This is a genomic window from Amycolatopsis sp. NPDC004378, assembly GCF_053602455.1.
The window spans coordinates 221057-246792 of record NZ_JBSGDR010000013.1 but is presented as its reverse complement, the minus strand read 5'-3'; the positions used below and the strand labels follow the sequence as shown (position 1 = coordinate 246792).

The 25736-nt window shown below is 72.4% G+C and carries 26 protein-coding genes and 1 other RNA gene; 15 read left to right on the top strand and 12 right to left on the bottom strand.

Features of this window, described 5'->3' with window-relative positions:
• Positions 1 to 90: 90 nt before the first annotated feature.
• Positions 91 to 315 carry a hypothetical protein gene (locus tag ACWEN0_RS32390; protein WP_451982208.1) on the bottom strand — a complete coding sequence of 75 codons (225 nt, stop codon included), beginning with the start codon at positions 313 to 315 and terminating at the stop codon, positions 91 to 93.
• Positions 316 to 445: 130 nt separating this feature from the next.
• On the opposite strand from ACWEN0_RS32390, the gene ACWEN0_RS32385 reads away from it, so the two are divergent.
• The gene (locus tag ACWEN0_RS32385; protein WP_451982205.1) at positions 446 to 1096 is read left to right on the top strand and encodes a class I SAM-dependent DNA methyltransferase; all 651 of its coding nucleotides are present in this window, start codon (positions 446 to 448) and stop codon (positions 1094 to 1096) included.
• Here ACWEN0_RS32385 and ACWEN0_RS32380 read toward each other — a convergent pair.
• The 3 genes from ACWEN0_RS32380 to ACWEN0_RS32370 are packed head-to-tail and all read right to left on the bottom strand — an operon-like array spanning position 1081 to position 3560.
• On the bottom strand, positions 1081 to 1722 hold the full coding sequence (locus ACWEN0_RS32380) for a response regulator transcription factor (RefSeq protein ID WP_451982202.1): 642 nt from the start codon (positions 1720 to 1722) through the stop codon (positions 1081 to 1083). The two genes, ACWEN0_RS32385 and ACWEN0_RS32380, sit on opposite strands and share 16 nt — an antisense overlap.
• 39 nt (positions 1723 to 1761) lie before the next feature.
• Complete coding sequence (locus ACWEN0_RS32375; protein WP_451982199.1) at positions 1762 to 2892, bottom strand: sensor histidine kinase; 1131 nt, start codon at positions 2890 to 2892, stop codon at positions 1762 to 1764.
• Positions 2889 to 3560 (bottom strand): sensor domain-containing protein, encoded by a 672-nt coding sequence (locus ACWEN0_RS32370; RefSeq protein WP_451982196.1) that lies wholly within the window; start codon positions 3558 to 3560, stop codon positions 2889 to 2891. The genes ACWEN0_RS32375 and ACWEN0_RS32370 overlap by 4 nt, the downstream gene beginning before the upstream one ends.
• 149 nt (positions 3561 to 3709) lie before the next feature.
• Between ACWEN0_RS32370 and ssrA the strand changes: the two genes are divergently transcribed.
• Together ssrA and ACWEN0_RS32360 are read left to right on the top strand one after the other, a co-directional pair.
• Positions 3710 to 4078: a transfer-messenger RNA gene (gene ssrA, locus ACWEN0_RS32365) on the top strand.
• Positions 4079 to 4704: 626 nt separating this feature from the next.
• On the top strand, positions 4705 to 4914 hold the full coding sequence (locus tag ACWEN0_RS32360; RefSeq protein WP_451982193.1) for a hypothetical protein: 210 nt from the start codon (positions 4705 to 4707) through the stop codon (positions 4912 to 4914).
• Positions 4915 to 4918: 4 nt separating this feature from the next.
• Here ACWEN0_RS32360 and ACWEN0_RS32355 read toward each other — a convergent pair whose 3' ends face one another.
• The 3 genes from ACWEN0_RS32355 to ACWEN0_RS32345 all read right to left on the bottom strand — a co-directional run bounded on the left by ACWEN0_RS32355 (position 4919) and on the right by ACWEN0_RS32345 (position 8423).
• The gene (locus tag ACWEN0_RS32355; protein WP_451982189.1) at positions 4919 to 6157 is read right to left on the bottom strand and encodes a diguanylate cyclase; all 1239 of its coding nucleotides are present in this window, start codon (positions 6155 to 6157) and stop codon (positions 4919 to 4921) included.
• A gap of 139 nt (positions 6158 to 6296) precedes the next feature.
• Entirely contained in the window at positions 6297 to 7514 is a 1218-nt protein-coding gene (locus ACWEN0_RS32350; RefSeq protein WP_451982186.1) for an MFS transporter, read from the bottom strand.
• Between the two features lie 126 nt (positions 7515 to 7640).
• On the bottom strand, positions 7641 to 8423 hold the full coding sequence (locus tag ACWEN0_RS32345) for an IclR family transcriptional regulator (protein ID WP_451982183.1): 783 nt from the start codon (positions 8421 to 8423) through the stop codon (positions 7641 to 7643).
• A gap of 83 nt (positions 8424 to 8506) precedes the next feature.
• Between ACWEN0_RS32345 and hutH the strand changes: the two genes are divergently transcribed.
• From hutH to hutI, 5 genes are read left to right on the top strand one after another with little or no spacing between them, the layout of a single operon-like run.
• Positions 8507 to 10033: a histidine ammonia-lyase gene (gene hutH / locus ACWEN0_RS32340; protein WP_451982180.1), complete on the top strand. Its 1527-nt coding sequence runs from the start codon at positions 8507 to 8509 to the stop codon at positions 10031 to 10033.
• On the top strand, positions 10033 to 11685 hold the full coding sequence (gene hutU / locus ACWEN0_RS32335; protein ID WP_451982177.1) for a urocanate hydratase: 1653 nt from the start codon (positions 10033 to 10035) through the stop codon (positions 11683 to 11685). Before hutH ends, hutU begins: the two co-directional genes overlap by 1 nt.
• Positions 11682 to 12878, top strand: a complete 1197-nt coding sequence (locus ACWEN0_RS32330) for an allantoate amidohydrolase (protein ID WP_451982174.1) — start codon at positions 11682 to 11684, stop codon at positions 12876 to 12878. The genes hutU and ACWEN0_RS32330 overlap by 4 nt, the downstream gene beginning before the upstream one ends.
• Positions 12875 to 14212: a formimidoylglutamate deiminase gene (locus tag ACWEN0_RS32325; RefSeq protein ID WP_451982171.1), complete on the top strand. Its 1338-nt coding sequence runs from the start codon at positions 12875 to 12877 to the stop codon at positions 14210 to 14212. The genes ACWEN0_RS32330 and ACWEN0_RS32325 overlap by 4 nt, the downstream gene beginning before the upstream one ends.
• Positions 14200 to 15348 carry an imidazolonepropionase gene (gene hutI, locus ACWEN0_RS32320; RefSeq protein WP_451982168.1) on the top strand — a complete coding sequence of 383 codons (1149 nt, stop codon included), beginning with the start codon at positions 14200 to 14202 and terminating at the stop codon, positions 15346 to 15348. The genes ACWEN0_RS32325 and hutI overlap by 13 nt, the downstream gene beginning before the upstream one ends.
• On the opposite strand, the gene ACWEN0_RS32315 is transcribed toward hutI, so the two are convergent.
• Positions 15332 to 16198, bottom strand: a complete 867-nt coding sequence (locus ACWEN0_RS32315) for an esterase/lipase family protein (protein WP_451982165.1) — start codon at positions 16196 to 16198, stop codon at positions 15332 to 15334. The genes hutI and ACWEN0_RS32315 overlap by 17 nt on opposite strands.
• Positions 16199 to 16379: 181 nt before the next feature.
• Here ACWEN0_RS32315 and ACWEN0_RS32310 point away from each other — a divergent pair, with 181 nt between their 5' ends.
• Positions 16380 to 17180 (top strand): poly(ethylene terephthalate) hydrolase family protein, encoded by an 801-nt coding sequence (locus ACWEN0_RS32310; protein ID WP_451982162.1) that lies wholly within the window; start codon positions 16380 to 16382, stop codon positions 17178 to 17180.
• Here the strand turns inward: ACWEN0_RS32310 and ACWEN0_RS32305 are convergent.
• Positions 17151 to 18560, bottom strand: coding sequence for an acyltransferase (locus ACWEN0_RS32305; RefSeq protein WP_451982159.1), 1410 nt, complete (start codon positions 18558 to 18560; stop codon positions 17151 to 17153). The two genes, ACWEN0_RS32310 and ACWEN0_RS32305, sit on opposite strands and share 30 nt — an antisense overlap.
• A gap of 201 nt (positions 18561 to 18761) precedes the next feature.
• Between ACWEN0_RS32305 and ACWEN0_RS32300 the strand changes: the two genes are divergently transcribed.
• Positions 18762 to 19886 (top strand): anion permease, encoded by a 1125-nt coding sequence (locus ACWEN0_RS32300; RefSeq protein ID WP_451982157.1) that lies wholly within the window; start codon positions 18762 to 18764, stop codon positions 19884 to 19886.
• Positions 19887 to 19894: 8 nt separating this feature from the next.
• On the top strand, positions 19895 to 20116 hold the full coding sequence (locus ACWEN0_RS32295) for a hypothetical protein (protein ID WP_451982154.1): 222 nt from the start codon (positions 19895 to 19897) through the stop codon (positions 20114 to 20116).
• Here the strand turns inward: ACWEN0_RS32295 and ACWEN0_RS32290 are convergent.
• The gene (locus ACWEN0_RS32290; protein WP_451982151.1) at positions 20098 to 20841 is read right to left on the bottom strand and encodes a hypothetical protein; all 744 of its coding nucleotides are present in this window, start codon (positions 20839 to 20841) and stop codon (positions 20098 to 20100) included. The two genes, ACWEN0_RS32295 and ACWEN0_RS32290, sit on opposite strands and share 19 nt — an antisense overlap.
• Positions 20838 to 21047: a hypothetical protein gene (locus tag ACWEN0_RS32285; protein ID WP_451982148.1), complete on the bottom strand. Its 210-nt coding sequence runs from the start codon at positions 21045 to 21047 to the stop codon at positions 20838 to 20840. The genes ACWEN0_RS32290 and ACWEN0_RS32285 overlap by 4 nt, the downstream gene beginning before the upstream one ends.
• 26 nt (positions 21048 to 21073) lie before the next feature.
• Between ACWEN0_RS32285 and ACWEN0_RS32280 the strand changes: the two genes are divergently transcribed.
• From ACWEN0_RS32280 to ACWEN0_RS32270, 3 genes are read left to right on the top strand one after another with little or no spacing between them, the layout of a single operon-like run.
• Positions 21074 to 21799: a dienelactone hydrolase family protein gene (locus tag ACWEN0_RS32280; RefSeq protein WP_451982145.1), complete on the top strand. Its 726-nt coding sequence runs from the start codon at positions 21074 to 21076 to the stop codon at positions 21797 to 21799.
• A gap of 21 nt (positions 21800 to 21820) precedes the next feature.
• Positions 21821 to 23368, top strand: a complete 1548-nt coding sequence (locus tag ACWEN0_RS32275; RefSeq protein WP_451982142.1) for a sensor histidine kinase — start codon at positions 21821 to 21823, stop codon at positions 23366 to 23368.
• Positions 23365 to 24039 (top strand): response regulator, encoded by a 675-nt coding sequence (locus tag ACWEN0_RS32270; RefSeq protein WP_451982139.1) that lies wholly within the window; start codon positions 23365 to 23367, stop codon positions 24037 to 24039. The genes ACWEN0_RS32275 and ACWEN0_RS32270 overlap by 4 nt, the downstream gene beginning before the upstream one ends.
• On the opposite strand, the gene ACWEN0_RS32265 is transcribed toward ACWEN0_RS32270, so the two are convergent.
• Positions 23984 to 25129, bottom strand: a complete 1146-nt coding sequence (locus ACWEN0_RS32265) for an FAD-dependent monooxygenase (RefSeq protein ID WP_451982136.1) — start codon at positions 25127 to 25129, stop codon at positions 23984 to 23986. The genes ACWEN0_RS32270 and ACWEN0_RS32265 overlap by 56 nt on opposite strands.
• A 106-nt stretch (positions 25130 to 25235) precedes the next feature.
• Between ACWEN0_RS32265 and ACWEN0_RS32260 the strand changes: the two genes are divergently transcribed.
• The gene (locus ACWEN0_RS32260) at positions 25236 to 25727 is read left to right on the top strand and encodes a TetR/AcrR family transcriptional regulator (protein WP_451982259.1); all 492 of its coding nucleotides are present in this window, start codon (positions 25236 to 25238) and stop codon (positions 25725 to 25727) included.
• Positions 25728 to 25736: the final 9 nt, after the last annotated feature.

Genomic DNA, 25736 nt, shown 5'->3' with positions numbered 1-25736 from the left:
TTCAGCCTGGTCGGTCCGACCTGCGGGAACAGCGGTGCTGACCGGCGTCTTCGGGGTCCTGTTCACCCCCGGGCGATGCGGGGGTTCTCCCTACCTCAGGTTGTCCGGCTCGGGTTCGTGCCGCGTCGCGGCGACGCGGTACTCCCAGCCGTCCTCGGTGAGGCCGAGCTCGTAGCGGGTCTCGATCTTCGGGCCGCCGTGCAGGTGGATGTGCCGGATCACCGTGCCGGGCACGGGTTCGGCGTCGCCGAGCTCCTGGACGCGGCCGTCGAGCGGGCCGCCGAAGAAGCGGACGCAGCGGGTTTCGTCGGACATCTGCGCGCTCCTTTCCGACGGGTCCGCCCATGGTAGGTGAGCGGTGTGCGAGGTGCCGCCCGCGGAACGGGTGACCCTACGTCCACCCTACGGGACTTGCGGTCACCGTCCGTGGATAGTGTTCCGGTTCGTGACCGAACCCGCGTACCTGACCAGCACCCGGACCGCGTACGACACCGTCGCCGATGCGTACGCCGAAACGCAGCGGGACGCGCTGGCCGCGAACCCGTGGGACCGGGCCGTGCTGGGCACGTTCGCCGAGCTGGTGGGCGGTGCGGGCCCGGTCGGTGACCTGGGCTGCGGGCCGGGCCGGCTGACGGGTCACCTGGCGTCGCTCGGGCTGGACGTGTTCGGCGTGGATCTTTCCCCGGGCATGGTCGCCGCGGCCCGCCGGGCGCACCCGTCGCTACGCTTCGAAGTCGGTTCGCTGCACGCGCTGGCGCTGGAAGACGGCACCCTGGCGGGTGCCCTGGTGTGGTACTCGCTGATCCACACCCCGCCGGAGCGGTTGCCGTCGGTGGTGGCGGAACTGGCGCGGGTCCTGGCCCCGGGCGGCCGGTTGCTCGCGGCGTTCCAGGTCGGCGACGAACGCCGCCACGTCTCCCAGGGCTACGGCCACGAGGTTTCCCTCGACGCGTACCGCTTGCCGCCGGACTTCGTCGCGGACCTGTTCGAGGACGCCGGTTTGGCGCTGGAAGCGCGGTTGGTCAGAGAGCCGCAGGAGCCGGAGAAAACGCCTCAGGCGTACCTGCTGGCCAGGAAACCTCAGCGCCCCAAGTAGGTCAGCACCGCGCGGACGCGGCGGTGTTCCTCAGCGCTCGCTTCGAGGCCGAGCTTCGAGAAGATGTTGCCGATGTGCTTTTCGACCGCGCCGTGCGAAACGACGAGCGAGTTCGCGATCGCCGTGTTCGAAAGACCTTGGGCCATCAGCCCGAGGACCTCGGACTCGCGGGCGGTCAGCGCGTCGAGCGGGTTGCGGCGGCCGCGGGCCATCAGCTGGGCGATGACGTCCGGGTCGATCGCCGTGCCACCGCCCGCCACCCGGCGGACCGCGTCCAGGAACTCCGCGACGTCCGCGACGCGCTCCTTCAGCAGGTAGCCGACCCCGCCGGCGCCGCCGGAGAGCAGTTCCACCGCATACGACTCCTCGACGTACTGCGAGAGCACCAGCACGGGCAGGCCCGGGATCTCCTTACGGGCCGCCAAGGCCGCGCGCAGGCCCTCGTCGGTGAACGTCGGGGGCATCCGCACGTCGACGATCGCCAGATCCGGGCGGTGTTCCTTCACCGCGCCGAGGAGGTCGTCCCCGTTGTCGACGGCCGCCGCCGTCTCGATGCCCTCGTCGGCGAGCAGGCGCGTGACCCCCGCCCGCAGCAGGACGGCGTCCTCGGCGATGACTACCCGCATCCGGCCCCCAGGTTCGTGGTTGAACGGGAGCCAGCTTATTCACCACTGGCAGGGGAGGTCAGCCCGGATTACGGTCGGCCCGCCCACCGGGCTGACCACGGTGATCACACCGTCGATCGTCGCGGCGCGGTCGGCCAGGCCGGCCAGCCCGCCGCCGGGGCGCACCTCGGCGCCGCCGTGGCCGTTGTCGGTGATCTCGACGACGACGTGGTCGTCGGTCCGCCACACCTTGACGGCTGCTTCGGACGCTCCGGAGTGCTTCGCGATGTTCGTCAGCGTCTCGCCGACGATGAAGTACGCCGTCGTCTCCACCGCGGCCGGCGGGCGCGGCTCGACGTCCACCCGCACGTCGACCGGGATCGGCGACTTCGCCGCCTGCGCCGACAGCGCCGCGTCCAGCCCGCGGTCGCCGAGCACCGCCGGGTAGATCCCGCGCGCCAGGTCACGCAGCTCCGACACGGCGAGCTTGGCGTCCGAGTGCGCCTCGTCGATCAGCTCCCGCACCGCCTCCGGGTCCTGGTCGAACTTCGACTTCGCCCGCCCGAGGCTCATCGCGACCGCGACCAGCCGCTGCTGCGCGCCGTCGTGCAGGTCACGCTCGATGCGACGCCGCTCCGCCTCCGCCGCGTCGACACCCCGCGCCCGCGAAGCCTGCAGCCGCTCGGCCTTCTGCTCGAGCCGTTTCGTGCGGTTCGGGCCCAGCAGCGCGACACCCAGCTCACCGTGCAGCCAGCCCAGCCACGGCGTCACCCAGATCGCCATCGGCAGCAGCACGATCGACGCGATCGCGATCGCCAGCTCCGCGCACGCCAGCGGGAACGCCGCCATCAGGTACGCCAGGTCACGCCACGTCGTCGGGTCACTCAGCCGCGTCATCCACCGGCGCAGCAACGGCAGGCCGTCGTACGGGCGCCGCTCCACCGGCGGCAACGGCACCCGCAGCATCGCGCCCAGCCACGCCCGCTCGCGGTCACCCGACCAGCGGATGAAGCTCGTCGTCGCCAGCAGGATCGGGAACCCGACCCACACCACCGCCGTCCCGACCCCGACCGCGATCCCGGTGACGATCAGCACGAACTGCACCAGCCGGAAGACGAAGCTCACGATCATGTACACGATCGTGCGAGCCGGGTGCGGCCGCGGGTGCTCCGGCAGCTGCTCGCCGCTCATCCCGCCACCAGGTTCTTCTCTTCCGCGTCTTCCCACCAGCGCTCCATCCGACGGCGCTGGGCCACGGTCGTCCCCAGCAGCGCGTTCGCCACGCGGGCGTGCACCCCGGCCAGCGCCTTCGTCAGCGCCACCGACAACGCGATGAACAACACCCCCAGCGCCGCCCACGGTAGCGCTTCCACCGTCGAATCCACGGTCAGCCACCGCACGTCGTAGGCCGGGAAGTAGTACGCGCCGTCCGGCAGCCACCGGAAGTAGACCGGCAGCCCCGCCAGCGCCAGGCTCGTCGACCAGAACGTCGTCACCAGCACGAACTCGACGACGCCCAGCGGGAACAGCACGAAGAAGTACGCCATGTCCCGCCACGTCGCCGGGTCCTTCAGCCGGCCCTTCCACCGGGCCTTCTGCCCCTCGGGCAACGGCAGGTACGGCAGATCGACATACCGGTCCAGCAGGGCGTAGACCCGCGCGCGCTCCAGCCTGGCGGCCCCCCGCACCGCCAGCACGAGCACCGCGAGCAGACCCACCCCCACCCACACGACCGCCGTCCCCAGCCCCGCCGCCGTGAACGTCGTCAGCAGCGCGAACGCCAGCACCCCCAGCGGCAGGTTCATCAGCAGGAACACCACCGAACCACCGAACGGCGGATCACGCCTCTCGCTACCCATCACCGGGCTCCCTTCTGCCGGAGTCCAGGTTCGACCATTCCGCCAGTTCAGGACATGGTGCGCGCGGGCATCCCCACGGTAGGGCCAGCCCTACCCCACGGAAAGCGGTCGCGCGGCGAGGTATGATGGTCAGGTTGTGTTCCCACCAAGGGGGTGAACGGTTTCGACTTTGGACGTTGATTCAGGAGAAGCGTGCCGGTGCAGGCGAGAGACCACCGTTAAGCGTCATCGCAACCAAATAAGCGCCGACTCCAGTCAGCGCGAGTACGCCCTCGCTGCCTAAGCGAGTGCGTCTCTGTCGGCCCGGGTTCGCCTCCGGCCCGGGTACCGGCATCAGCTAGGAGGCTCAGCGGCAGTCCCGGCCACGGGGAACTGTCGTGAAGCAAACAGTGGCTGGGCTCGTCACCTCGGCTTGTTCGCGTGACCGAGGGAGCCAAGCAGAGACGTAGCGGACTGCGCACGGAGAAGCCCTGTTGATACGCCAGAGGACCCGGGTTCAATTCCCGGCACCTCCACTTCGAGAAGGCCTACGCCCCTTCGGGGCTGGGCCTTCTCTTCGTTCTCGGGTGTTTGTTCGGGGGTCGGACCCCCGAGCCCCCGCCAGGCGGGCTTCGCCCCCTGGACCCCCGCTCCGGGGCTTCGCCCCTGGGCCCTGCTTGGTCGGGGCTTCGCCCCTTTCTCCGGGGGCTTCGCCCCGGGCCCTGCCTTTGGGGCTTCGCCCCTTGCCCCCCTCGTGGGGCTTCGCCCGGCCGCGCTCGGTCGCTGCGCTCCCGCCGAGCCGTGCTGGTTCCCTTCCCTTCCCTTCCCTTCCCTTCCGCTGCGCTGCGCCTCCGCACTCGGCCGCCGACCTACCCCGTGCACTGCTGCCAGGCCCGCACCTCCCAGCCCGACCAGCCCGCCCATGCCGACCACCCCAACCACCCCAACCACCCCAACCGAGCCAACCGCCCCAACCGAGCCAACCACCCCAACCAGCCCAACCAGCCCAACCAGCCCAACCAGCCCAACCAGCCCAACCAAGCCAGCCCGGCTACCACAGGTTTGGGCTTGTGATTGGCCCCACTTGTGGGTGAATTTTGTGTGAGTGTCATGCTGATGGCCCGACCATGGCTCTGCACCCGTGGGGCCGGAAGTAGGTGGCCAGATGACCTGGGCCCGGCACAGTGGCAGCTCCACCGCCAATGATGAAGACAGCCGCATGGGGGTTATGCGGGCTGAGGAGGCGGAACGGCTGGCCGAGCAGAATGATCGGGCCGTTATCACCGTGGCCTGTCACTCCTCGAATGTTAATGAGTGCGCTGAGTTGCTCGCCATGCTGGGGCTTGATGCCGGGCGGCGGCACAAGACCGCCTGAACCCTCAGACCAGGTCCGCTACGTGGACCACCTTGTTCCGGCCCGTTGCTTTTGCGTGGTAGAGCGCGGTGTCCGCCGCGTCCAGCAGGCGCTGCAACGCTGTTCCCGCTGTCGGGTAGACCGCTATGCCTATCGATGTCGACAGGCCGGTGATCGACAACTGTCCTACCGGGACCGTCAGGGCGCTGATCGTTCCGCGGATCCGCTCTGCCACCGCGCCTATGTCCGGCAGGGCGATTCCCGGCAGCAGCACTACGAACTCTTCGCCGCCGAAGCGGCCCACCGCGTCGCCGCGGCCTCGGACCGCCGAGATGATCGACTGGGCCACTGCCTTCAGCACCGCGTCGCCGGCCAGGTGGCCGTACGTGTCGTTCACCTGCTTGAAGTGGTCCAGGTCCAGCATCAGCAGACCGAACGTCGAGTGCTGGCGGGCCGACATCGCCAGCGTTCGCTCCGCCAGTGCGTGCCAGCCGCTCGTGTTGTAGAGGCCCGTTTTCTCGTCTCGGTGGGCCGCGACTTCCAGCTGCTTCACCAGCACCGTCCGGTGCAACAGCAGCAACGGCGGGAACACCAGCACCATCAGGCCCGGCAGCGTGGCCAGGGCCAGCGCGTTCAGCGCGCCCAGGCAGAGCGTGGCCACCTCCAGGCCGTTGTCCGCCCAGGTGCCGAACAGGGCCTCCGGGGTACGGCCGATCTCGCGGCGGGCCGGGAGCACCAGCAGGGCGTTGACCACGAAGAACGTCACACCCGCGCCCGCGATCGCGAACGTTCCCGCCCAGCTGCCGGTGAGGGCCGCGCGGACGTCCGGTGCGCCCGAAGACCGCAGGACCGCCTGGGCCGCGTAGCAGGAGAGCAGGATGATCGCCGCGTTGCTCACCGTCCTCGACGCCGGCACGCGCTGCAGGCGGTACCAGCTGCGCAGCGCCAAGTGCGTGTAGAGGCCGCAGACCAGCACCGCCAGCAGCACCGGCGGCAGCAACAGCACGCCCGCGAACGTCCAGACCGACGTCATGTTGATGTGCGGGGTGCCCGACACCCGGCGGCGGATCCGCTCCACCCGGCGGCCCATCTCCGACTGGACCACGCCCAGGACCAGCAGCACCGCGAGGATCAGCAGCGTGCGGCGGTCCACCGAAACCGGGTAGGGGCGCCAAGTGAGGGCCGCCGCCGTCGCCTCCGTCAGGAGGCAGTACACAATCACCCGCGGACTCTGGCGCCACAGGGCCCAGCGCCGTGGTGCCACAACGGCGTCACGAAAGCGTGATACAGCGCGCGGGTCTCCGGCGCCGGTCCGCATACTCATGGTGTCCGGCCGGTGACGGAGCCGGTACGGCCCGAGGTGGCGAAGGGAGGCGCGCCATGTGCGGACGCGACAACTGAGGTCATCGTTCCTCCAGCCCGACCCGGCGCCACGCCCTCGCGATCGGCACGGCCACCGCGGCACCCGCCGCCCCGGCCACGGCGATGGTGTGCGCCGGGCCCACCAGATCGGCCAGCCCGCCCGCCGCGGCCGCGCCGACGCCCTGCACCGTGATCAGGCCCGCCGAGTTCACGCCGGCGCACTGCGCGCGGTGCTCGTCCGGCACCCGGCGCATGAACGACACTGTGCCCTGGATGTTGTAGCCCGTCGCCAGCAGCCCTGACGTCGCCAGCAGCAGCACCGACGGCACCAGCCCCGGCCGGAAGACGAACACGATCAGCGGCAGCCCCGCCGCGATCCCCAGCACCCCGAGCACGCGGACCTGCGCGCGTTCCGGGATCCACTTGCCGAAGACGACCCCACCCAGCACGCTGCCGGCCGGGTCCGCGGCCATGAACAGCCCGACGAGCGTCGCGCCCGCGCCGATCCCGGCCGCGTACGGCGCGGCCAGCGCCTCCGGCACGACGTAGAAGCCGGCGAGCCAGTTGAGCGCGACCAGCGTCCGCAGTGCCGGGTCGCGCCAGATCAGCCGGATCCCGGCCCCGGTCGTCGACAGCCACGCGGGCCGGACCGCCTGCGCGACCGCCGCTCGGCGCCGGACCCCGGCGACCAGGAACACCGCGGAAAGCACGAACGTCACGGCGTCCATGGCCAGCGCCGCGGACGGCGCGAGCGCCGCGATCAGCAGCCCGCCGCCGGCGAACCCGGCCAGCTGCGCGCCCTGGATCGTCACGTTCCGCAACGCCATCCCGACCAGGTAGCGCTCGCCTTCGAGCACCGTCGGCAGCAGCGCCTGCTGCGCCGCCTTGAACGGCCCGCCCAGCGCGGTCAGGACCGCGACCAGCGCGCACAACACCCACAACGGGACGCCGGGGATCGCGATCACACCGACCAGCGCGGCGCGGGCCACGTCGGCCGCGACCATCACGTCCCGGCGCGGCCACCGGTCGCCCGCGCCGGCCAGGAGGAAGCCGCCGAGCAGCGAGGGCACGTAGGTCAGGGCGTAGGTCAGGCCGGTGAGGGCCGCCGAAGAAGTCCGCTGGTAGACGAGCACGGCGAGCGCGACGCGGGCCAGCTGGTCACCGCAGATGGACAGCAGTTCGGCGGCCCACATCGCCCGGAACTCGGCGACGGCCAGCACCGCGCCGAACCCCACCCTCGTCACCCGTGCGTCGCTCATCCGCCGGCGCCTTCCCCTCGCGCCCCCACTCGCCGGTGCCCCTCGATACCGCTGTCAGCAACGGTAATAACCCAGCGGAGTGGAATCGAGCCGTTCGGTGACAGTTGCCCCGATCGCACCAGTGCGTCAGCCCGGGTGGCCGCCGATGCGGCTGGTCAGCTCGGCCGCCGTCGTCGCTACTTCCGTGGCCAGCTGGGGCCACGTCTCTTCGCAGGGGTCCGCCGCGCAGTAGTGGCGGAGGGTCACGCTGATCGCCGCCAGGGGGCGGGCGCCGTGGTCGAAGACCGGGGCGGCCACCGACGCGAAGCCCTCCGTGACGTGGCCGTCCTCGACCGACCAGCCCAGGCGGCGCTCCGCCGTCAACGTGCGGCGCAGCTCGGCCAGGGTGCGCGGGCCGCGGCCGGTGCGGAGGACGAACGCCGATGCCGAGGGGAACAGCGCCCGGACGTGCGGCGCGGGCAGGTGGCGCAGGATCGCCCGGCCGGACGCCGTCAGCTGGCCCGGGAGGCGGACGCCCACCTCCGTGACCAGGGTTTCCGGGCGGGCCGGGCGTTCCTTGATCAGGTACAGCGACTCGTTGCCGTGCAGGACGCCCAGGTGCGCGGTGTGGCCCACGCGGTCGACGAGCTTGCGCAGCAGCGGCCCGGCCAGCCGTTCCAGGGGGTCGTGACGCAGGTACGCCGAGCCCAGTTCGAACGCCGCGATGCCCAGGCCGTAGCGGCGTTCCGCGGGCAGGTGGACGACGAAACCGGCCGCTTCCAGCTCGTTGAGCAGGTGATACGTCGTCGAGCGGGGGAGACCCGCTTCGCGCGCGATCGCCGCTGCCGTGACCGGGCCCGGGCGCGTCGCCAGCAGGCGCAGCACCGCCAGGCCGCGGCGCAGCGCCGGGACTTCGCTGCTGTCACCCATGGCACCAGGCTACGTCTGGGATACCAGACAGAACCACTCCATGGGCGATCCCACCAGCGGGAAGGACGTTGTCCAATGGGCGCATGCCGGAAAAAGTGCTCCTGGGCCCGGAACCCCTGACCGCCGCCCAGGTCGTCGACGTCGTCCGCGGCCACGCGCCGGTCGCGCTCGCGGACGCCGCCGAGAAGAACCTCGCCGCGACCCGCCAGCACATCGAGGACCTCGCCCACGCCGTCACGCCCACCTACGGCGTCTCGACCGGCTTCGGCGCGCTCGCGACCCGTCACATCCCCGTCGAGAGCCGGACCGCGCTGCAGCGCAGCCTGATCCGCTCGCACGCCGCGGGGGCCGGGCCGGCCGTCGAGACCGAGGTCGTCCGCGGGCTCATGCTGCTGCGGCTGCGGACCCTCGCCAGCGGCTACACCGGCGTCCGCCCGGGCACCGCGCAAGCGCTTGCGGCCCTGCTCAACGCCGGGATCACGCCGATCGTCCACGAGTACGGCTCGCTCGGCTGCTCCGGCGACCTCGCGCCGCTGGCCGCCGTCGCGCTCGCGCTCATGGGTGAAGGCGAAGCCGAGTACCGCGGCGAAGTGGTCAAAGCCGAGCAAGCCCTGAAGCACGCCGGTATCGAGCCGGTCGTCCTCGCCGAGAAGGAAGGGCTCGCCCTCACCAACGGCACCGACGGCATGCTCGGCATGCTCCTGCTCGCCGCCGCGGACCTGCACCGGCTGTTCGACATCGCGGACATCACCGCGGCGATGAGCGTCGAGGCGCTGCTCGGCACCGACCGTGCCTTCGCCGCCGACCTGCAGGCGCTGCGGCCGCACCCCGGCCAGGCGACGTCCGCCGCGCGGATGTGGCAGGCGCTGCAAGGGTCGAAGATCGTGGAGAGCCACCGCGGGCCGGACTGCAACCGCGTCCAGGACGCCTACTCGCTGCGGTGCGCCCCGCAGGTCCACGGCGCCGCGCGCGACAGCCTCGCCCACGCCGAGCTGGTCGGCGACCGCGAACTCCGGTCCGCTGTGGACAACCCCGTCGTGCTGGCCGACGGCCGCGTCGAGTCCAACGGCAACTTCCACGGCGCGCCTGTCGCGTACGTGCTGGACTTCCTGGCCATCCCGGTCGCCGACGTCGCCAGCATCGCCGAGCGCCGCACCGACCGGATGCTCGACAAGGCGCGCTCGCACGGCCTGCCGCCGTTCCTCGCCGACGACCCCGGCGTCGACTCCGGGCACATGATCGCCCAGTACACGCAGGCAGCCGTGGTCAGCGAGCTGAAGCGGCTCGCCGTGCCCGCGTCCGTCGACTCCATCCCGAGCAGCGCGATGCAGGAGGACCACGTCTCCATGGGCTGGTCGGCCGCGCGGAAGCTGCGCAAGGCCGTCGACGGCCTGACCACGGTCCTCGCCATCGAGCTGCTGACGGCGGCCCGGGCGCTCGACTTCCGCGCGCCGCTCGAGCCGTCGCCGGTCACCGGCGCGGTGCGCGACCTGCTCCGCACGAAGGTCGCGGGCCCCGGCCCCGACCGCCACCTGGCGCCCGAGATCGCGGCCGCCGAAGAACTCGTCCGCTCCGGCGCCGTCCTCGACGCCGCCCGTCTGGAGGTCTGATGTCCCGCGTCGTCCGTGCCGCCCGCGGCACCCAGCTCACCGCCAAGTCGTGGCAGACCGAAGCCGCGCTGCGCATGTTCCACAACAACCTCGACCCCGACGTCGCCGAGCGGCCCGAGGACCTGGTCGTCTACGGCGGCACCGGCAAGGCCGCCCGCAACTGGGCCAGCTTCGACGCGATCACCCGCGAACTGACCACTTTGGACACCGACGAGACGCTGCTCGTCCAGTCCGGCAAGCCGGTCGGCGTGTTCCGCACGCACGAGTGGGCGCCGCGCGTGCTCATCGCCAACTCGAACCTCGTCGGCGACTGGGCGACCTGGCCGGAGTTCCGCCGGCTCGAGGCGCAGGGCCTCACGATGTACGGCCAGATGACCGCCGGGTCGTGGATCTACATCGGCACCCAGGGCATCCTGCAGGGCACGTACGAGACGTTCGCCGCGGTCGCCAAGAAGAAGTTCGGCGGCAGCCTGCGGGGGACGCTCACCGTGACCGCCGGCCTCGGCGGGATGGGCGGCGCGCAGCCGCTCGCCGTCACGATGAACGACGGCGTCGCGCTGGTCATCGAGTGCGACGCCCAGCGTGCGCAGCGCCGCGTCGAGACCCGCTACCTCGACGAGGTCGCCGGCAACCTCGACCACGCGATCGCCCGCGTCACCCGCGCGAAGCAGGAGAAGCGGCCGCTGTCGGTCGGCGTCGTCGGCAACGCCGCCGAGATCCTGCCGGAGCTGCTGCGCCGCGGCGTCGAGGTCGACATCGTCACCGACCAGACGTCGGCGCACGACCCGCTTTCGTACCTGCCCAAGGGCATCAGCGTCGAGGACTGGCACGACTACGCGGCCAAGAAGCCCGACGAGTTCACCGACCGCTCGCGCGAGTCGATGGCCGAGCACGTCGAGGCCATGCTGGGCTTCATGGATCGCGGCGCCGAGGTCTTCGACTACGGCAACTCGCTGCGCGGCGAGGCCAAGCTCGGCGGTTGTGAGCGCGCGTTCGACTTCCCCGGCTTCGTCCCCGCCTACATCCGCCCGCTGTTCTGCGAGGGCAACGGCCCGTTCCGCTGGGCCGCCCTCTCCGGCGACCCCGAGGACATCGCCGCGACCGACCGCGCGATGCTGGACCTGTTCCCCGAGAACGAATCCCTCGCGCGCTGGATCAAGCTGGCCGGCGAGCGCGTCGCGTTCCAGGGCCTGCCCGCCCGCATCTGCTGGCTCGGCTACGGCGAGCGGCACCTGGCCGGCCTGCGGTTCAACGAGATGGTGGCCAGTGGCGAGCTGAAGGCCCCGGTCGTGATCGGCCGCGACCACCTCGACTCCGGCAGCGTCGCCTCGCCGTACCGCGAGACCGAGGCGATGGCCGACGGCTCCGACGCGATCGCCGACTGGCCGCTGCTCAACGCGCTGGTCAACACCTCCTCCGGCGCCAGCTGGGTGTCGATCCACCACGGCGGCGGCGTCGGCATGGGCCGGTCCATCCACGCGGGCCAGGTCAGCGTGGCCGACGGGACCGAGCTGGCCGCGCAGAAGCTGGAGCGCGTGCTCACCAACGACCCGGGCATGGGCGTCATCCGGCACGTCGACGCCGGGTACGACCGCGCGAACGACGTCGCCGACGAGCGTGGCGTGCGCGTCCCGATGCGGGACCAGGCGTGACGGCTTCCCGGCTGCTGGCCGAGATCGGCGACGTCGGGCGCGACCCGAAGTGCGGTGGCTATTCGCGCCACGCCTTCGACGCGCCCGAGAACGACCTGCGCGCGTGGTTCGGCGAGCGTGCGCTCGGCCTCGGCCTGGACGTCGACACCGACCACAACGGCAACATCTGGGCCTGGTGGGGCGCGCCGGGCCCGGACGCCGTCGTCACCGGCAGCCACCTCGACTCGGTGCCCGGCGGTGGCGCGTTCGACGGCCCGCTCGGCGTCGTCAGTGCCCTCGCCTCGGTGGAAGCGTTGCGGGAGAAGGGTTTCCGGCCTGGTAAGCCGTTCGCCGTTGTCGTGTTCGCCGAGGAGGAGGGCGGCCGGTTCGGCGTCCCGTGCCTCGGTTCGCGGCTGCTCACCGGCACGATCGACGCCGACCGGGCCCGCGGGTTGCGGGACGCCGACGGCGTGACGTTCGCCGAGGCCGCCGGCAAGTCCGGCTTCGACCCGGAGCTGGTCGGGCCCGACCCCGAACGGCTCGGGCTGATCGGCCGGTTCCTCGAACTGCACGTCGAGCAGGGGCGCGGGCTGATCGACCTCGGTGCGCCGGTGGCCGTCGGCAGCACGGTGATCGCGCACGGGAGGTGGCGGTTTTCCTTCGAGGGGCAGGGGAACCACGCCGGCGCGACGCTGATCGCCGACCGCGCCGACCCGATGCTGCCCGCCGCCGCGACGGTCACCGCCGTCCGGCGGCTGGCGCGGGCGGTGCCGGACGCGCGGGCGACCGTCGGCCGCCTGGTGCCGACGCCCGGCGGCACGAACGTCATCGCGTCCACTGTGGACCTCTGGCTCGACGCGCGGGTGCCCGGCACGGCGACTCCGGAGCTGGTCTCGGACATCGTGCGGGCCGCCGAAGCCGCGGCAGAGGAAGAAGGCTGCCGGGTCACGGTGACCCGGGAGTCCTATTCGGACGATGTCGTGTTCGACGATGCTTTCCGCCGTGACCTCGGGGGCTGGCTCGGCAAGCCGCCGGAGCTGCCGACCGGCGCCGGGCACGACGCGGCCATCCTCGCGGGGTTCGTTCCGTCGGGGATGCTGTACGTGCGCAACCCGACCGGTATCAGCCACTCGCCCGAGGAGTTCGCCGAGGCCGACGACGTCGAAGCCGGCGCCGCCGCGCTGACCACGGTGCTGGAACGGCTGGCGCGATGACCTCCGGCCCGCGGGGGCGCCCCCCGTTTCCAGCCTATCGTCCGGCACCGACAGTTTTCTGGTGCGAGCAGGCGTGGTTGCCCGGCGGGATCGCGCGCGGGGTGCGGATCGAGGTGTCCGGCGGCCGGATCACGTCGGTGACCCCGGGCGCGCCCCGAAGTGGCGTTGTCCTGAATGGACTGACACTGCCCGGGTTCGCGAACGGGCATTCCCACGCCTTCCACCGGGCGTTGCGCGGCCGGACGCACCACGAGCGCGGCACGTTCTGGACGTGGCGGGAGCGGATGTACGCGCTTGCGTCGCGGCTCGACCCGGATGCGTACTACCGGCTGGCGCGCGGGGTCTACGCCGAGATGGTCCTCGGCGGGTACACGAGCGTGGGGGAGTTCCACTACCTGCACCACGCGCCAGGCGGGAAGCCGTACGCCGAGCCGAACGCGATGGGGGAGGCGCTGCGGCAGGCGGCGGCCGACGCCGGGATCCGGCTGACGCTCCTCGACACGTGCTACCTCTCGGGCGGCGTCGGCGTCGAACCGGACGAGGTCCAGCGGCGGTTCTCCGACGGCTCGGCTTCCGCGTGGGCTTCGCGCGTGGCCGCGCTGAAGGAGGGTGAGCTGTCGAGAGTCGGCGCGGCGATTCACTCGGTGCGGGCGGTTCCGGCCGAACAATTGTCCGAAGTGGACAGTGCGCGCGTGGTGCACATCCACCTTTCGGAACAGCGTGCCGAGAACGAACAGTGCCTGAACGCGTACGGTGTCACCCCGACCGAGCTGCTGCACGAACGCGGGGTGCTGACCGAGCGCCTGGTCGCCGTGCACGCCACGCACCTGACGGCGTCGGACATCGACCGGCTGAGCGTCGCGCGGGCGTGCTTCTGCCCGACCACCGAACGCGACCTCGGCGACGGCATCGGCCCGGCCCGGGCCCTGCGTGACGCCGGGTGCCGGTTGAGCATCGGCAGCGACTCCAACGCCGTCGTCGACGCGTTCGAGGAAACCCGTGCGCTCGAACTGGACGACCGGCTGGCCAGCGAGGAGCGCGGCCGCTTCACCGCAGAGGAACTCCTCGAGGCAGGCACCGACCACGCGGCCGTCGGCTGGCCCGAGGTCGGGCGCCTCGAGACGGATATGGGTGCGGACCTCGTCACCGTCGGCCTGGACTCGGTGCGGACGGCCGGGATCGAGCCCTCCGGTGTCGTGTTCGCGGCGTCGGGGGCCGACGTCCGGCACGTCGTCGTCGCGGGCCGCGTGATCGTGCGCGACGGCGAACACCAGCTCATCGAACGTCCGGAAACCGTGCTGGCGAAGGAGATCGAGGCACTGTGGCAGTCCTGATCACGGGTATCGGCGAACTCACGACGAACGACCCCGGGCTGGGCCGGCTGACGGACGCGGCCCTGGTCATGGAGCACGGCAAGATCGCCTGGGTGGGCCCCGCGGTGAGTGCACCGGACGCCGACGAGCGCGTCGACGTCGAGGGCCGCGCGGTGCTGCCCGGCTGGGTCGACAGCCACACGCACCTGGTCTTCGCGGGCGACCGTACGGCCGAGTTCGAGGCCCGGATGGCCGGAAAGCCGTACACCGCGGGGGGAATCGCGATCACCGTCGGCGCGACGCGGGAGGCGTCCGACGAGCAGCTGGCCGCGAACCTGCGCCGTCACGTCGGCGAGGCGGCCCGGCAGGGGACGACCTGCCTGGAGACCAAGACGGGCTACGGCCTGACCGTCGAGGACGAGGCCCGCAGCGCACGGATCGCGGGGGAGGTGGCCGACGAGGTCACGTTCCTCGGCGCGCACCTGGTGCCGCCGGGCGCCGACGCGGAGTCCTATGTGGACCTGGTCTGCGGCGAGATGCTCGACGCCGTGGCCGGAAGCGTGCGCTGGGCGGACGTTTTCTGCGAGACCGGCGCGTTCGACGAGGCGCAGTCTTCGCGGGTGCTGAAAGCCGCCGCCGAGCGTGGGCTCGGCCTGCGCGTGCACGGCAACCAGCTCGGCGAAGGCCCCGGTGTCCGGCTCGCGGTGGAGCTGGGCGCGGCGAGCGTCGACCACTGCACCTACCTGAGCGACGCCGACGTCGAGGCCCTCGCCGCGTCGGACACCGTGGCGACGCTGCTCCCGGCGTGCGATCTGTCGACGCGGCAGGAACTCGCCCCGGCGCGGCGGCTGCTCGACGCGGGCGCGACCGTCGCGCTGGCCAGCAACGCCAACCCGGGCAGCTCCTACACGACGTCGATGGCGTTCTGCGTCGCGACGGCCGTGCTGCAGATGCGCATGACGATCGCGGAGGCCGTCTGGTCGGCGACGGCGGGCGGCGCGAAGGCATTGCGCCGCGAGGACGTGGGCGTCCTGCGCCCGGGAGCCCGGGCGGACGTCCACGTCCTCGACGCGCCGTCCGTGACGCACCTGGCCTACCGGCCGGGCGTGCCGCTGACGAAATCGGTGTGGCGCGCCGGCGTCAGAGTGGCAGGGTGAACGGCGTGCACGCCGGCGTGTAGCCCGCGTCGAGCGCGTGCAGGATCAGGCCCGTGACGTTCGGGTCGACCGCCTGGCTCAGGTGCCCGGACGCGTCCGAGCCGCAGAAGTCCTGCAGCACGACGTCCGTCGCGCCCGGCTCGTTCATGATGCCGCTCGTGTACGGCGTCACGACTTCGTCGTACTTGCTGACGATGTTCGTGTACGTCGGGCCGGGGACGTGGAAGCCGCCGCGGGCGAGGTCGTCCAGGAACGCCGACGGCGCCAGGTACTCCGTGCAGGAGCCGCAGGCGGTCTTCAGGACCAGGTCGAGTCCGGGGACGGTGGTTAGCAACGCCTTCGCCAGCTTGTCGAGGCCGCCCAGCGTGGTGCCGCGGTAGTTCGCGCCGAAGCCGACGAAGTGCGCGACCTTCGCCGCGCCGCCGCCGTACTTCAGGTAGTACGCGGGCATCGTGCTGCCCTCGGAGTGGCCGACGATGTCGACCTTCGCGGCACCGGTCGTGGACCGCACGCGGTCGACGAACCGGCCGAGCTGCGCGGAGCTGTCGCGCATCGACGCGAGCCCGCCGACGCCCGGGCCGAGGACGCCGGTGCCGTAGGTCAGCGAGAAGACGCAGTAGCCCTGGGCGGCGATCTTCGGCGCGTGGAAGAACCAGTTGACGGTGTCGTTCGCGCCGAGACCGTGCACCAGGACGACCGGCTCCGGGTGGGCGGCCGAGGGGCGGCAGCCCCAGTCGTTCCAGCCGCTGCCCGGCGCCGCCTCGGCGACCGCCGGCGCGACCGTGCCGAAGGTGAGCGCCGCGGCGAGCACGGCCAGGGTTCGCTTGACACCGCCGTTGGTGACCCGCATACCGCCTCCAGTTACTCGTCAGTAGGTGATGCAGGTCATGGTCGGTCACAGACCGCGGGAGGCGACCTGGGAAAACGCCCAGAGTCCCGGGTGGTTCTTTGTGACGAGTGACAACCGACCGTGACGGGCTCGCGACCGATCATGGGGTGACTGTTCCGACGGCGTGACAGGGAGAAGCACTATGCGACGGCTGTGGCTCGTGGCGTTCTTGGCGGCCCTTTTCGTGATCCCGCAGCCGGCGCAGGCCGCGCCGGTGCAGTGGGACCAGCCCGGTCCGTACGCTGTCGTCAGCGAACCCCTCGACGCCGGCCACACCGTCTTCCGCCCGGCGAACCTCGGCGGCGGCAAGCACGCCGTGATCCTCTGGGGCAACGGCACCGGCGCGACGCCCGCCGTCTACGCGCCGCTGCTGAGCCACCTCGCGTCCTACGGGTTCGTCGTGGCGGCCGCCGACACGACGAACTCCGGCAGCGGCCAGGAAATGCTCGACGGCGCCCGCACGCTCGTCGCGGAGAACAGCCGTCCCGGCAGCGAGTACTTCGGCCGGATCGACACCGCGCACATCGGCGCGACCGGGCACTCCCAGGGCGGCGGCGGGGCCATCGCCGCGGGCGCCGACCCGCTCGTCACCACGACCGTGCCGATCGAGCCGGGCCCGCTCGGGTCCGTCCCGGCCCTGCACGGCCCGGTGTTCTTCCTCGCCGGTCAGTTCGACGTCATCGTCCCGCCGGGGCTGCTCGTGCTCCCGCGCTACTACGCCGCGTCGCAGGTCCCCGCGGTCTATGGCGAACTCGCCGGAGCCACCCACTTCACCGCGGCCGGCGACGCGGGCGGCTTCCGGGGCGCGATCACGGCGTGGTTCCGCTACTGGCTGGCGGGCGACCCGCAGGCGCGAGGCGTCTTCTTCGGGCCGGGCTGCACGCTGTGCGCCGACCCGGCGTGGTCGAAGGTGCTACGCAACGCCAAGGCGCTCGAAGTTTGACGGCTTGCGGGCGCTCACGGCGATCCCGGCCAGCGCGACCAGGCCGCAGAGCCACGCGAACCAGTCGCCGAAGCGGGCGTAGAACGTCTTGCCCGGGCCGACCGGGACGTCGGCGGTGACCACCGAGAACGGGCTGCCGCCGGGGTGGGTGTCGGCCAGCACGCGGCCGTGGGCGTCGGCCAGCATCGGCGTCCCGCGAGCCGCGCTCCACGCGACCGAGAAGCCGTTCTCGACGCCGCGGATCAGCGCCGTGCGGCTGTGCTCCCGGCCGTCGACGTCTTCGTCGGACGCCGGGATCAGCACCAGGCCGGTGCCGGCCGCGCCGTAGCCACCGCTGGGGTCGGCGAAGTTGACGTCCATGCACACCATCAGCCCGATCCCGGCGACGCGGGCGAGTTCGGTGCCGGACGCGATGTTCTTCGCATCGCCGTTGTGCCACTTGCGGTATTCGACGGGCGCGCCGGACGGCGAAACAGCCAGAGCCGCGTTGAACCGGCCTTCCGGAGTGGTGTCGAGGACGCCGGTGACGACGTCGAGGTTCCGCGTGCGGGCGACGTCGGTGAAGGCTTCGACCAGCCGCGGACGGCTCGCGGTGTCGACCGCGAAGGTGGCCTCGGGCAGCACCACGGCCTGGACGCCGTCCGGCAGCCGGCCGATCTGGTCCACATAGGACCGGACGAGCGCCTGGCCGTCCGGGGTGGCGACGTCGACCGCCCAGCGGTGCTCGCCCGGCGCGACCAGCGCGACCCGCGTGGCCGGCCCGGTCAAGGCCGGGACGCTCCAGCAGGCGAGCCCCAGCAGCGCCGCGGCGACGGCCACCAGGGCGGTCAACCGGGAGACACCGCGGACCCCGGGGGCGAGCGCGGCGGCGACGGCGGCCGGGACGAACAGCACCAGGAACTCCACGCCCCAGCCGCCGGTGATCGCGGCGAGCCGCAGCACGGACGGCCGGTCGGCCTGGGTCGTCATCAGCGTGCCCATCAACCCGGTCGGGTTGAGCAGGGAGACGACGTAGAGCCCGACCGTCCACAACGCGGGCGCGGCGAAGGCGGCCAGGAAGCCGTGGCCGCGCCGGACCAGCAGCCGGAACAGGCCCGCCGACAAGGCGAACAGCAGCGCGCTGCCGCCGAGGATCGCGAGCGCCGCCGGCCGCGGGACCGCCTGCGAATGCCAGAAGTAGCTCCACGACCCGCTGCTGCCCGCGAGGTGGGCGGCGAACGCGCAGCCGAGCGCGGCCGCGGCGGGGACCCGGGGCGCGAGCAGCAGGACCGGCAGCGGCGCCAGCCAGGCCAGCTCCGGCACGGGGTCCAGACCAGTGCCGAAGAAGAACAACACCGCCGAAACCGCCGTCGCGACGACCGCCCACCCCAGCTTGTTCATCGCTGCCCCCTTTCGCCGGTCTCGACGGTCGCAGCCCGGCCGGGCGAGAGCACTGGGCCGCACCCCCGGGTCCGCGGTGGGGCTGTCCCCACCCCGGTTCATCGGAAGTTCAGGGACCCGTCACAGAACAGGGATCGGAGCCGCTCCTGTTGATCAGTAGCGTTGCTAACGAACCGCCCCCGGCTTCGGAAGAGGGCCGCCATGGACTTCTCACTCATCGTGCTGGTGGTGATCGTCGCGGCACTCGCTTTCGACTTCACCAACGGCTTCCACGACACCGCCAACGCGATGGCCACGTCCATCGCCACCGGCGCCTTGAAACCGCGGATCGCCGTCGCTGTGTCCGCCGTGCTGAACCTCGTCGGCGCGTTCCTCTCGGTGGAGGTCGCCAAGACGATTTCGGGTGGCATCGTCGACGACACCAAGGTGACGCCGGTCATCATCTTCGCCGGCCTGGTCGGGGCGATCGTGTGGAACCTGGTGACCTGGCTGATCGGGCTGCCGTCGAGCTCGTCGCACGCGTTGTTCGGCGGGCTGATCGGCGCCACCTGGATCGCGTCGGGCTCCGACGCCGTCCACTTCGGCAAGGTCGTCGAGAAGGTCCTCATCCCCGCGCTGGCCTCGCCGATCGTCGCCGGGATCGTCGCGACGCTGGGCACCTTCCTCGTCTACCGGATCACCGCCCGGGCGAAGCAGGACACCGTCGGCCGGACGTTCAAGGCCGGCCAGATCGCCTCGGCGTCGCTGGTCTCGCTCGCGCACGGCACCAACGACGCGCAGAAGACCATGGGCGTCATCACGCTGACGCTGATCGCGTCCGGCTCGCTCGCGCCGGGCTCGAACCCGCCGATCTGGGTCATCCTCACGGCCGGCACCGCGATCGCGCTCGGCACCTACCTCGGCGGCTGGCGGATCATCCAGACGATGGGCAAGAAGCTCACCGAAATCCAGACGCCGCAGGGCTTCGCGGCCGAGACGAGCGCCGCGGCGGTCATCCTGACGTCGGCCCACCTCGGGTTCGCGCTGTCCACCACGCACGTCTGCTCGGGCGGCATCATCGGCTCCGGCCTCGGCCGCAAGCTCGCCGAGGTCCGCTGGGGCGTCGCGGGCAAGATGGTCGTCGCCTGGGCGCTGACGCTGCCGGCCGCCGCGATCGTCGGCGCCGTCGCCGCCGAGGTCTCGACGCTCGGCAGCTGGGGCACGGTCCTGATCGGCATCGCCGGGGTCGTCGTCGCGGTGGGCATCTACCTCGCGTCGAAGCGGAACCCGGTCAGCGCCAAGACCATCAACGAGCCCGAGCCCGGCGTGCAGCCGGCCAACGCCTGAGGAGCGCCGTGCACATCGATTGGGGTTCCCTCGGTCTCGTCTTCGTCGTCGCGCTCGGCTCGGTCGTCGTGCTGGCGAGCCTGTTCTCCTTCGGGGTGGTCGGGCTCTCCCAGCGCGAATCGGCCCGCGAGTCCGGGGCCTCCGGCACCGGCCCGCTGACCGGCGCGGTCATCTGCTTCGCCCTGTGCGCGGCGATCGTCGGCTACGGGATCTACTTGATCGTCGCCTGAGCGCGTTCGCGCAACCCGTCGGGCAGCCCGCCGAGCAGCGGCGCGAGGGTGGCCCGGCGGGGTTCGCCCAGGTGGTTCAGCAGGTCGAGCGCCGGTGTCCAGAGGTCTTCGTCGGCCCCGGCGGCCGTGATCACGCGGCCGAGCCGGTGCGCCGGGAGCAGGCCGACGACGTGGTCGATGCGGCTCTTGTCGTCGAGCACGAACGCGATCCGCAGCAGACCGGGGTCGTCGATCTCCTCCAGCGCGCGCCGCACGGTGGGGTCCGGCAGGTGCCCGACGAACCGGCCGAGGGTGATCCAGTCCTCCTTGCGGGCCAGCTCGGCCGCGACCGCGAGGACGGTGTCCAGGGGGATGCGCGAGATGATCGCGCTCGCGCGCCGCGGGTCCAGCTCCGCCGCGACCTCGGCGAGGAACCGCGGGTGCAGGCGCTTGGCGACGTCGACACCGCGCGCGACGTCGACGACCCCGGCGATCCGGGCGCAGAGCAGCGGCCCGAAGACCTTCTCGGCGATCTTCGCGAGCACCCCGCCGGGCAGCAGCCGTGCGGCCAGGGCCATCCGCTGGAGCACGGCGATGTTGGCGTCGAAGAGCGTGTCCGTGACCTGCTCGCGGAAGGCCTGCAGGTCACCGGCGTCGACGCGGGCCAGGTACCCGAGCCGCCCGGGCTCGACGTCGAGGACGCGGGCGAGCTTGAGGATCTCGGCTTCGGCGTCGTAGTTCGTCACAGCCCGACCGCCTTGCGGACCGCCCCGCGCAGCAACGCGGGGACGTACCGGAGGCCCTCTTCGCCCGCTTCCGCAAGCGCTTTCGCCTGCCGCCTGCGCGCGTCGCGCAGCGCGTTCGCGAGGTCCTGTCGTTCGTGCTCCTCGAGGGCCTCGATGCCTTCGGGGAGGGTGCCGCCCAACTGATCGGCGAGTGTGCGCTCGGCCATGGTGGATCATCATGCATCATGCGGACATGAGCATCGAGACGTCCACGATCCGTGTCGGCGAACTCTCCGCGTACCTGGCCCGCCCGGCCGGCGGCTCCGAGCGCGGGATGCTGCTCCTGCCGATGATCACCGGGATCGGCGAGCAGGTCCGGGCCTGGGCCGACGAGCTGGCCGGCCGCGGGATCACGGCCCTGACCTGGGACGTCTTCCACGGCGCGAGCACCGACAACACCTCCCGCGAGGACCTCGGCGCGAAGCTCGGCGACCTGCGTGACGAGGCCGCTTTGGCCGAGCAGACGGCGTTGCTCGACCACCTGCTCGGCGACCTCGGCTGCACGTCCGCCGGCGTCGTGGGCTGGTGCCTCGGCGGCCGCTTCGCGCTCCTGCTCGCCGCCCGTGACCAGCGGCTTTCCGGTGTCGTCGCCTACCACCCGACGATCCGCGTGCCCGCGCCGCCGAACCACGACCTCGACGCGGTCGCTTTGTCGACAGGCATCGCCGCGCCGGTGCTCGTCGCCTACCCGGAGGCCGACGCCGTCGTCTCGCACGAGACGTTCGCCCGGCTGCAGACGGCGTTGCAGTCCCGGCCGCGCGGCGCGACGTTCACCCAGCACTTCCCGGGCGCCGAGCACGGCTTCAGCGACGCCTCGCGGCACGGCACCGAGGTCAACGCCGAGGCGTTCAAGCTGTCCTGGCCGCAGACGCTCGCCTTCGTCGAAACCTTGACCTTCGGCAGTGGTCCGGCCCGCTGACCTGCTTGTAGCTTCGAACCCGTGCGGGAGGTGACGAAGCGCCGGCGGCGCGTGGCGCTCGACGTGCTCCTGGGCTTGTTCCTGGCGTTCATCGTCGCCACCGACACCGTCGGCACGCGGTCGTGGTGGGAGCTCGCGGGCGGGCTCGCCGTCGTCGCCGGTTCGGTGGCGACGGCCCGGCGGTACCCGGTCGTCTCCCTCGGCATCGCCCTGGCCGGCGCGCTCGCGGTGCCCTTCCCGTACGGCGACCGCGTGCCCGTCTGGGTGGTGTTCGTGCTGGTGGCGATGTGCTACCAGGCCGCGTTGCGGATGGACCGGGCCCGCCCGGGCCTGCTGATCGGCGCGGCCGTGGTGGTGCTCGGCTTGCCGCCGGCGCTGCTCGTCGGGCCCGACGGCGTGGGCGACTGGGGGGCGATGGTCGCGATCCTGGTGTTCGCCGGGGTGTCGCCGTGGCTGCTCGGCCGGTACGTCCGGCTGCGCGGCGAGCTGGCCCGCACGGGCTGGCGGCGGGCCGAGGAGATGGAGAGCCGGCAGCAGCTGGTCGCGAGCCAGGCCCGGCTGCGCGAGCGCGCGCGGATCGCCGGCGACATGCACGACTCGCTGGGCCACGAGCTCAGCCTCATCGCGGTCCGCGCGGCCGCGCTGGAGGTGGCGGGCGGGCTCGACGACACCCAGCGCGACGCGGCCGCCCAGCTGCGGGCCGGCGCCGCGGCCGCGACCGAACGGCTGCGCGAGATCATCGGCGTGCTCCGCGAGGACGCCGCGCCGGTCGAGCCGGTGCAGGGCGACCTCGGCGAGCTGATCGAGCGGGCCCGCGCGTCCGGCCTGCTCATCGAATCCACAGTGGACTCTTCGTCGGCGCCGCCGATGGTGGCCCGCGCGGCTTACCGCGTGGTGCAGGAAGCCCTGACGAACGTGGCGAAGCACGCGCCGGGCGCGGCCGTGACCGTGCGCGTGACGAGCACCGGCTCGGAGACGTCGGTGCGCGTCGTGAACGCGCGGCCGCCCGCCGGGCCGTTGCCGGGCGCCGCGTCCGGGCGGGTCGGGCTGATCGGCCTGCGCGAACGCGTCCGGCTGGTCGGCGGGACGCTGCGGGCTTCGCCGCACGAGGGCGGTTTCGCCGTCACCGCGACGCTGCCGCACGACGCGTCACCGGTCGAAGAGACGTCCGAAACGGCCGGCGACACGACGTCCGCCCGGGCGCTGGAGCTGGCCCGTCGCGACGTGCGGCGCAGCCTGGTGCCGGCGGTGGTCGTCCCGCTGGCGTTGTTCGGGCTGGTCCTCGCGATCGGCGGGATCGCGTTCCTCTACCAGTGGACCACTTCCGAACTGCCCGGCTCGACCTACGAGCGGATGCGGATCGGGCAGTCGCGGGCCGAGCTGACGCTGCCGGAACGCCAGCGCGGCGCCCGGCCGACGCGCGGAGAACCACCCCCGCCGGCCGGTGCCGTGTGCGAGTACTACGGCGCCGGACGGTCGTGGCTCGACGACGACTACGCCGCCTACCGGCTGTGTTTCGCCGACGGCAAGCTGGTTTCGAAGGACTGGTTCAGCGAGGGGGGATCGTGATCAGGGTCGTGCTCGCCGACGACGAGGCGATGATGCGGGCGGGGGTGGTGGCGATCCTCGGCGCGGACGCGGAGATCGAGGTCGTCGCCGAGGCCGCGAACGGGCGCGAGGCCGTCGCGCAAGCGCTCGCGACGCACCCGGACGTCGTGCTGCTGGACATCCGGATGCCCGTGCTGGACGGCCTGGGCGCGGCGGCGGAGATCCGGAAGCTGCTGCCGTCGGCCGGCATCATCATGCTGACGACGTTCGGCGAGGACGAGTACATCGAACGTGCGCTGGGCCTCGGCGCGGGCGGGTTCCTGTTGAAGTCGGGCGACCCGCGTGAGCTGCTTGCAGGCATCCACGCCGTCGCCGACGGGGCCGCGTTCCTCTCGCCCAAGGTGGCGCAGCGGGTGATCGCGCGGCTGTCGGGCGGCCGGCTCACCCGGGCCGCAGCGGCCCGCGCGAAAGTCGGCCTCTTGACGCCGCGCGAGCGCGAAGTGCTGACGCTGCTCGGGGCCGGACTGTCCAATGCGGACATCGCGGCGAAGATGTTCGTCGTCGAGGGCACGGTGAAGGCGCACGTGAGCACGATCCTGACCCGGCTCGGCGCGAAGAACCGGGTGCAGGCCGCGATCACGGCGTACGAGGCGGGGCTGGCCGGGGGAGACGCGGCGGACGCCAGCCGCTGACCGACGCGCCGGCGCGGGCCGTCACCTTCGTCGGGACGAGCCGCAGCAGGTTCATGCGCAGCGCCGTCAGGAGCGGGCTGGTCAGCTGCGGCCCGGCTTTGCCGGCCCGGACCGAGGCGCGCGCGACCTTCTGGCTGCGTGGCCGGCGTTCGGCGTCGTAGGCGGCGAGTGCGCCGTCGATGTCCATTGTGGACACAGCGTGCGCGAGCACGACGGCGTCTTCGAGAGCCTGGCAGCCGCCCTGGCCGAGGAACGGCGGCATGGCGTGCGCGGCGTCGCCGAGAAGCGCGACGCGGCCGCGGACGTACGTGTCCAGCGGCGTCGCCAGGTGGTAGAGGTCGTGGTAGAGCACGGCTTCCGGTGGCGTTTCGCCGATGAGCGCCGGGATCGGGTCGTGCCAGTCGCCGAAGTGCTCCTTCAGGTACGCCTTGAGGTCGGCCGGGCGGGCGTCGGGCTCGGTGACGTAGGAGACCCACCAGTAGACGTCGCCGCCGGTCAGCGGGAGCACGCCGATTTCGGTGCCGGGCGCGAAGGTCGTGCTCAGCCCGGTGCCCGGGTGCCGGGTGACGCCGCGGAACGCCGTGCTGCCGCAGTAGACCGGGCCCGGGTGGCCGGGGAAGAGCGCGTGCCGGATCGGGCTGCGGATGCCGTCGGCGGCGACCACGAGGTCGGCCTGGATTTCCCCGCCGGCGAAGCGGACCAAGCCCTCTTGGGTCACTTCGGTGACGCGCGTGCCGGTGCGCAGGCACTCGGCGGGCAGCGCGTCGCGGAGACCGGCGATGAGGTCGGCCCGGTGGATCGCGGCGAGCGGACGCCCGTGGAAGCGCCGGAAGTCATTGGCGTCCCAGCGGGCGACCCACCGGCCGTGGCGGTCGCGCAGCCCGCCCTGGTCCTGCTCGGCGAGGTGCTCGCCGAGGTCGACGCCCAGCTCGTCCAGGCAGCGCAGGGCGTTCGGCCAGAGCGAGATCCCGGCGCCGACGTCGCCGAACCCGGGTGCCTGTTCGAGGACGGTGACGGTCCAGCCGGCCCGGTGCAGCCCGATCGCGGCCCCCAGGCCGCCGATGCCCCCGCCGACGACGACTGCGCGCATGACTCCTCCTCTACATCTGTAGAGGACTCTACACCTGTAGAGTGCCCGTGTGGACCGCGTGGACGTCATCGGCGACGCGGCGATCGAAGTGATCGCCGCGGAGGGCATGCGCGGACTGACGCACCGGGCAGTCGACCGGGCCGCCGGCCTCCCGGCGGGCTCGACGTCGTACTACGCGCGCACGCGGGCGGCCCTGCTGGAGCTGACGATGGCGCGGATGGTCGCGCTGGACCAGGTCATGCCGCCGTCGGGCGGGCTGGCGGAGTCGATCGCGGGCTTCGCGTACGAGGCGATCACGACCGGCCGGACCCGGATGCTGGCCCGGTACGAGTTCGCTCTGGAGGCCACCCGCCGCCCCGAGCTGCGCGCGGTGTACGACGAGGGCGGCCTGCTGATCCGCCGCCTGGCGGTGGCGGCCCTGACGGCGGCGGGCTCGTCGGCCCCCCACCGGCACGCGACGGTGGTGGTGAACTGGCTGGAGGGGACGATCTTCGACTCCCTGGCCGGGACCGGCTCCCTCACACCGCCGACCTTCGAGGAGCTGGTCGACAGCGCCCGGGAGCTGCTGGCCGGCATCGGCGTGGCCGGTAGCGAGTGAGAAACCTGT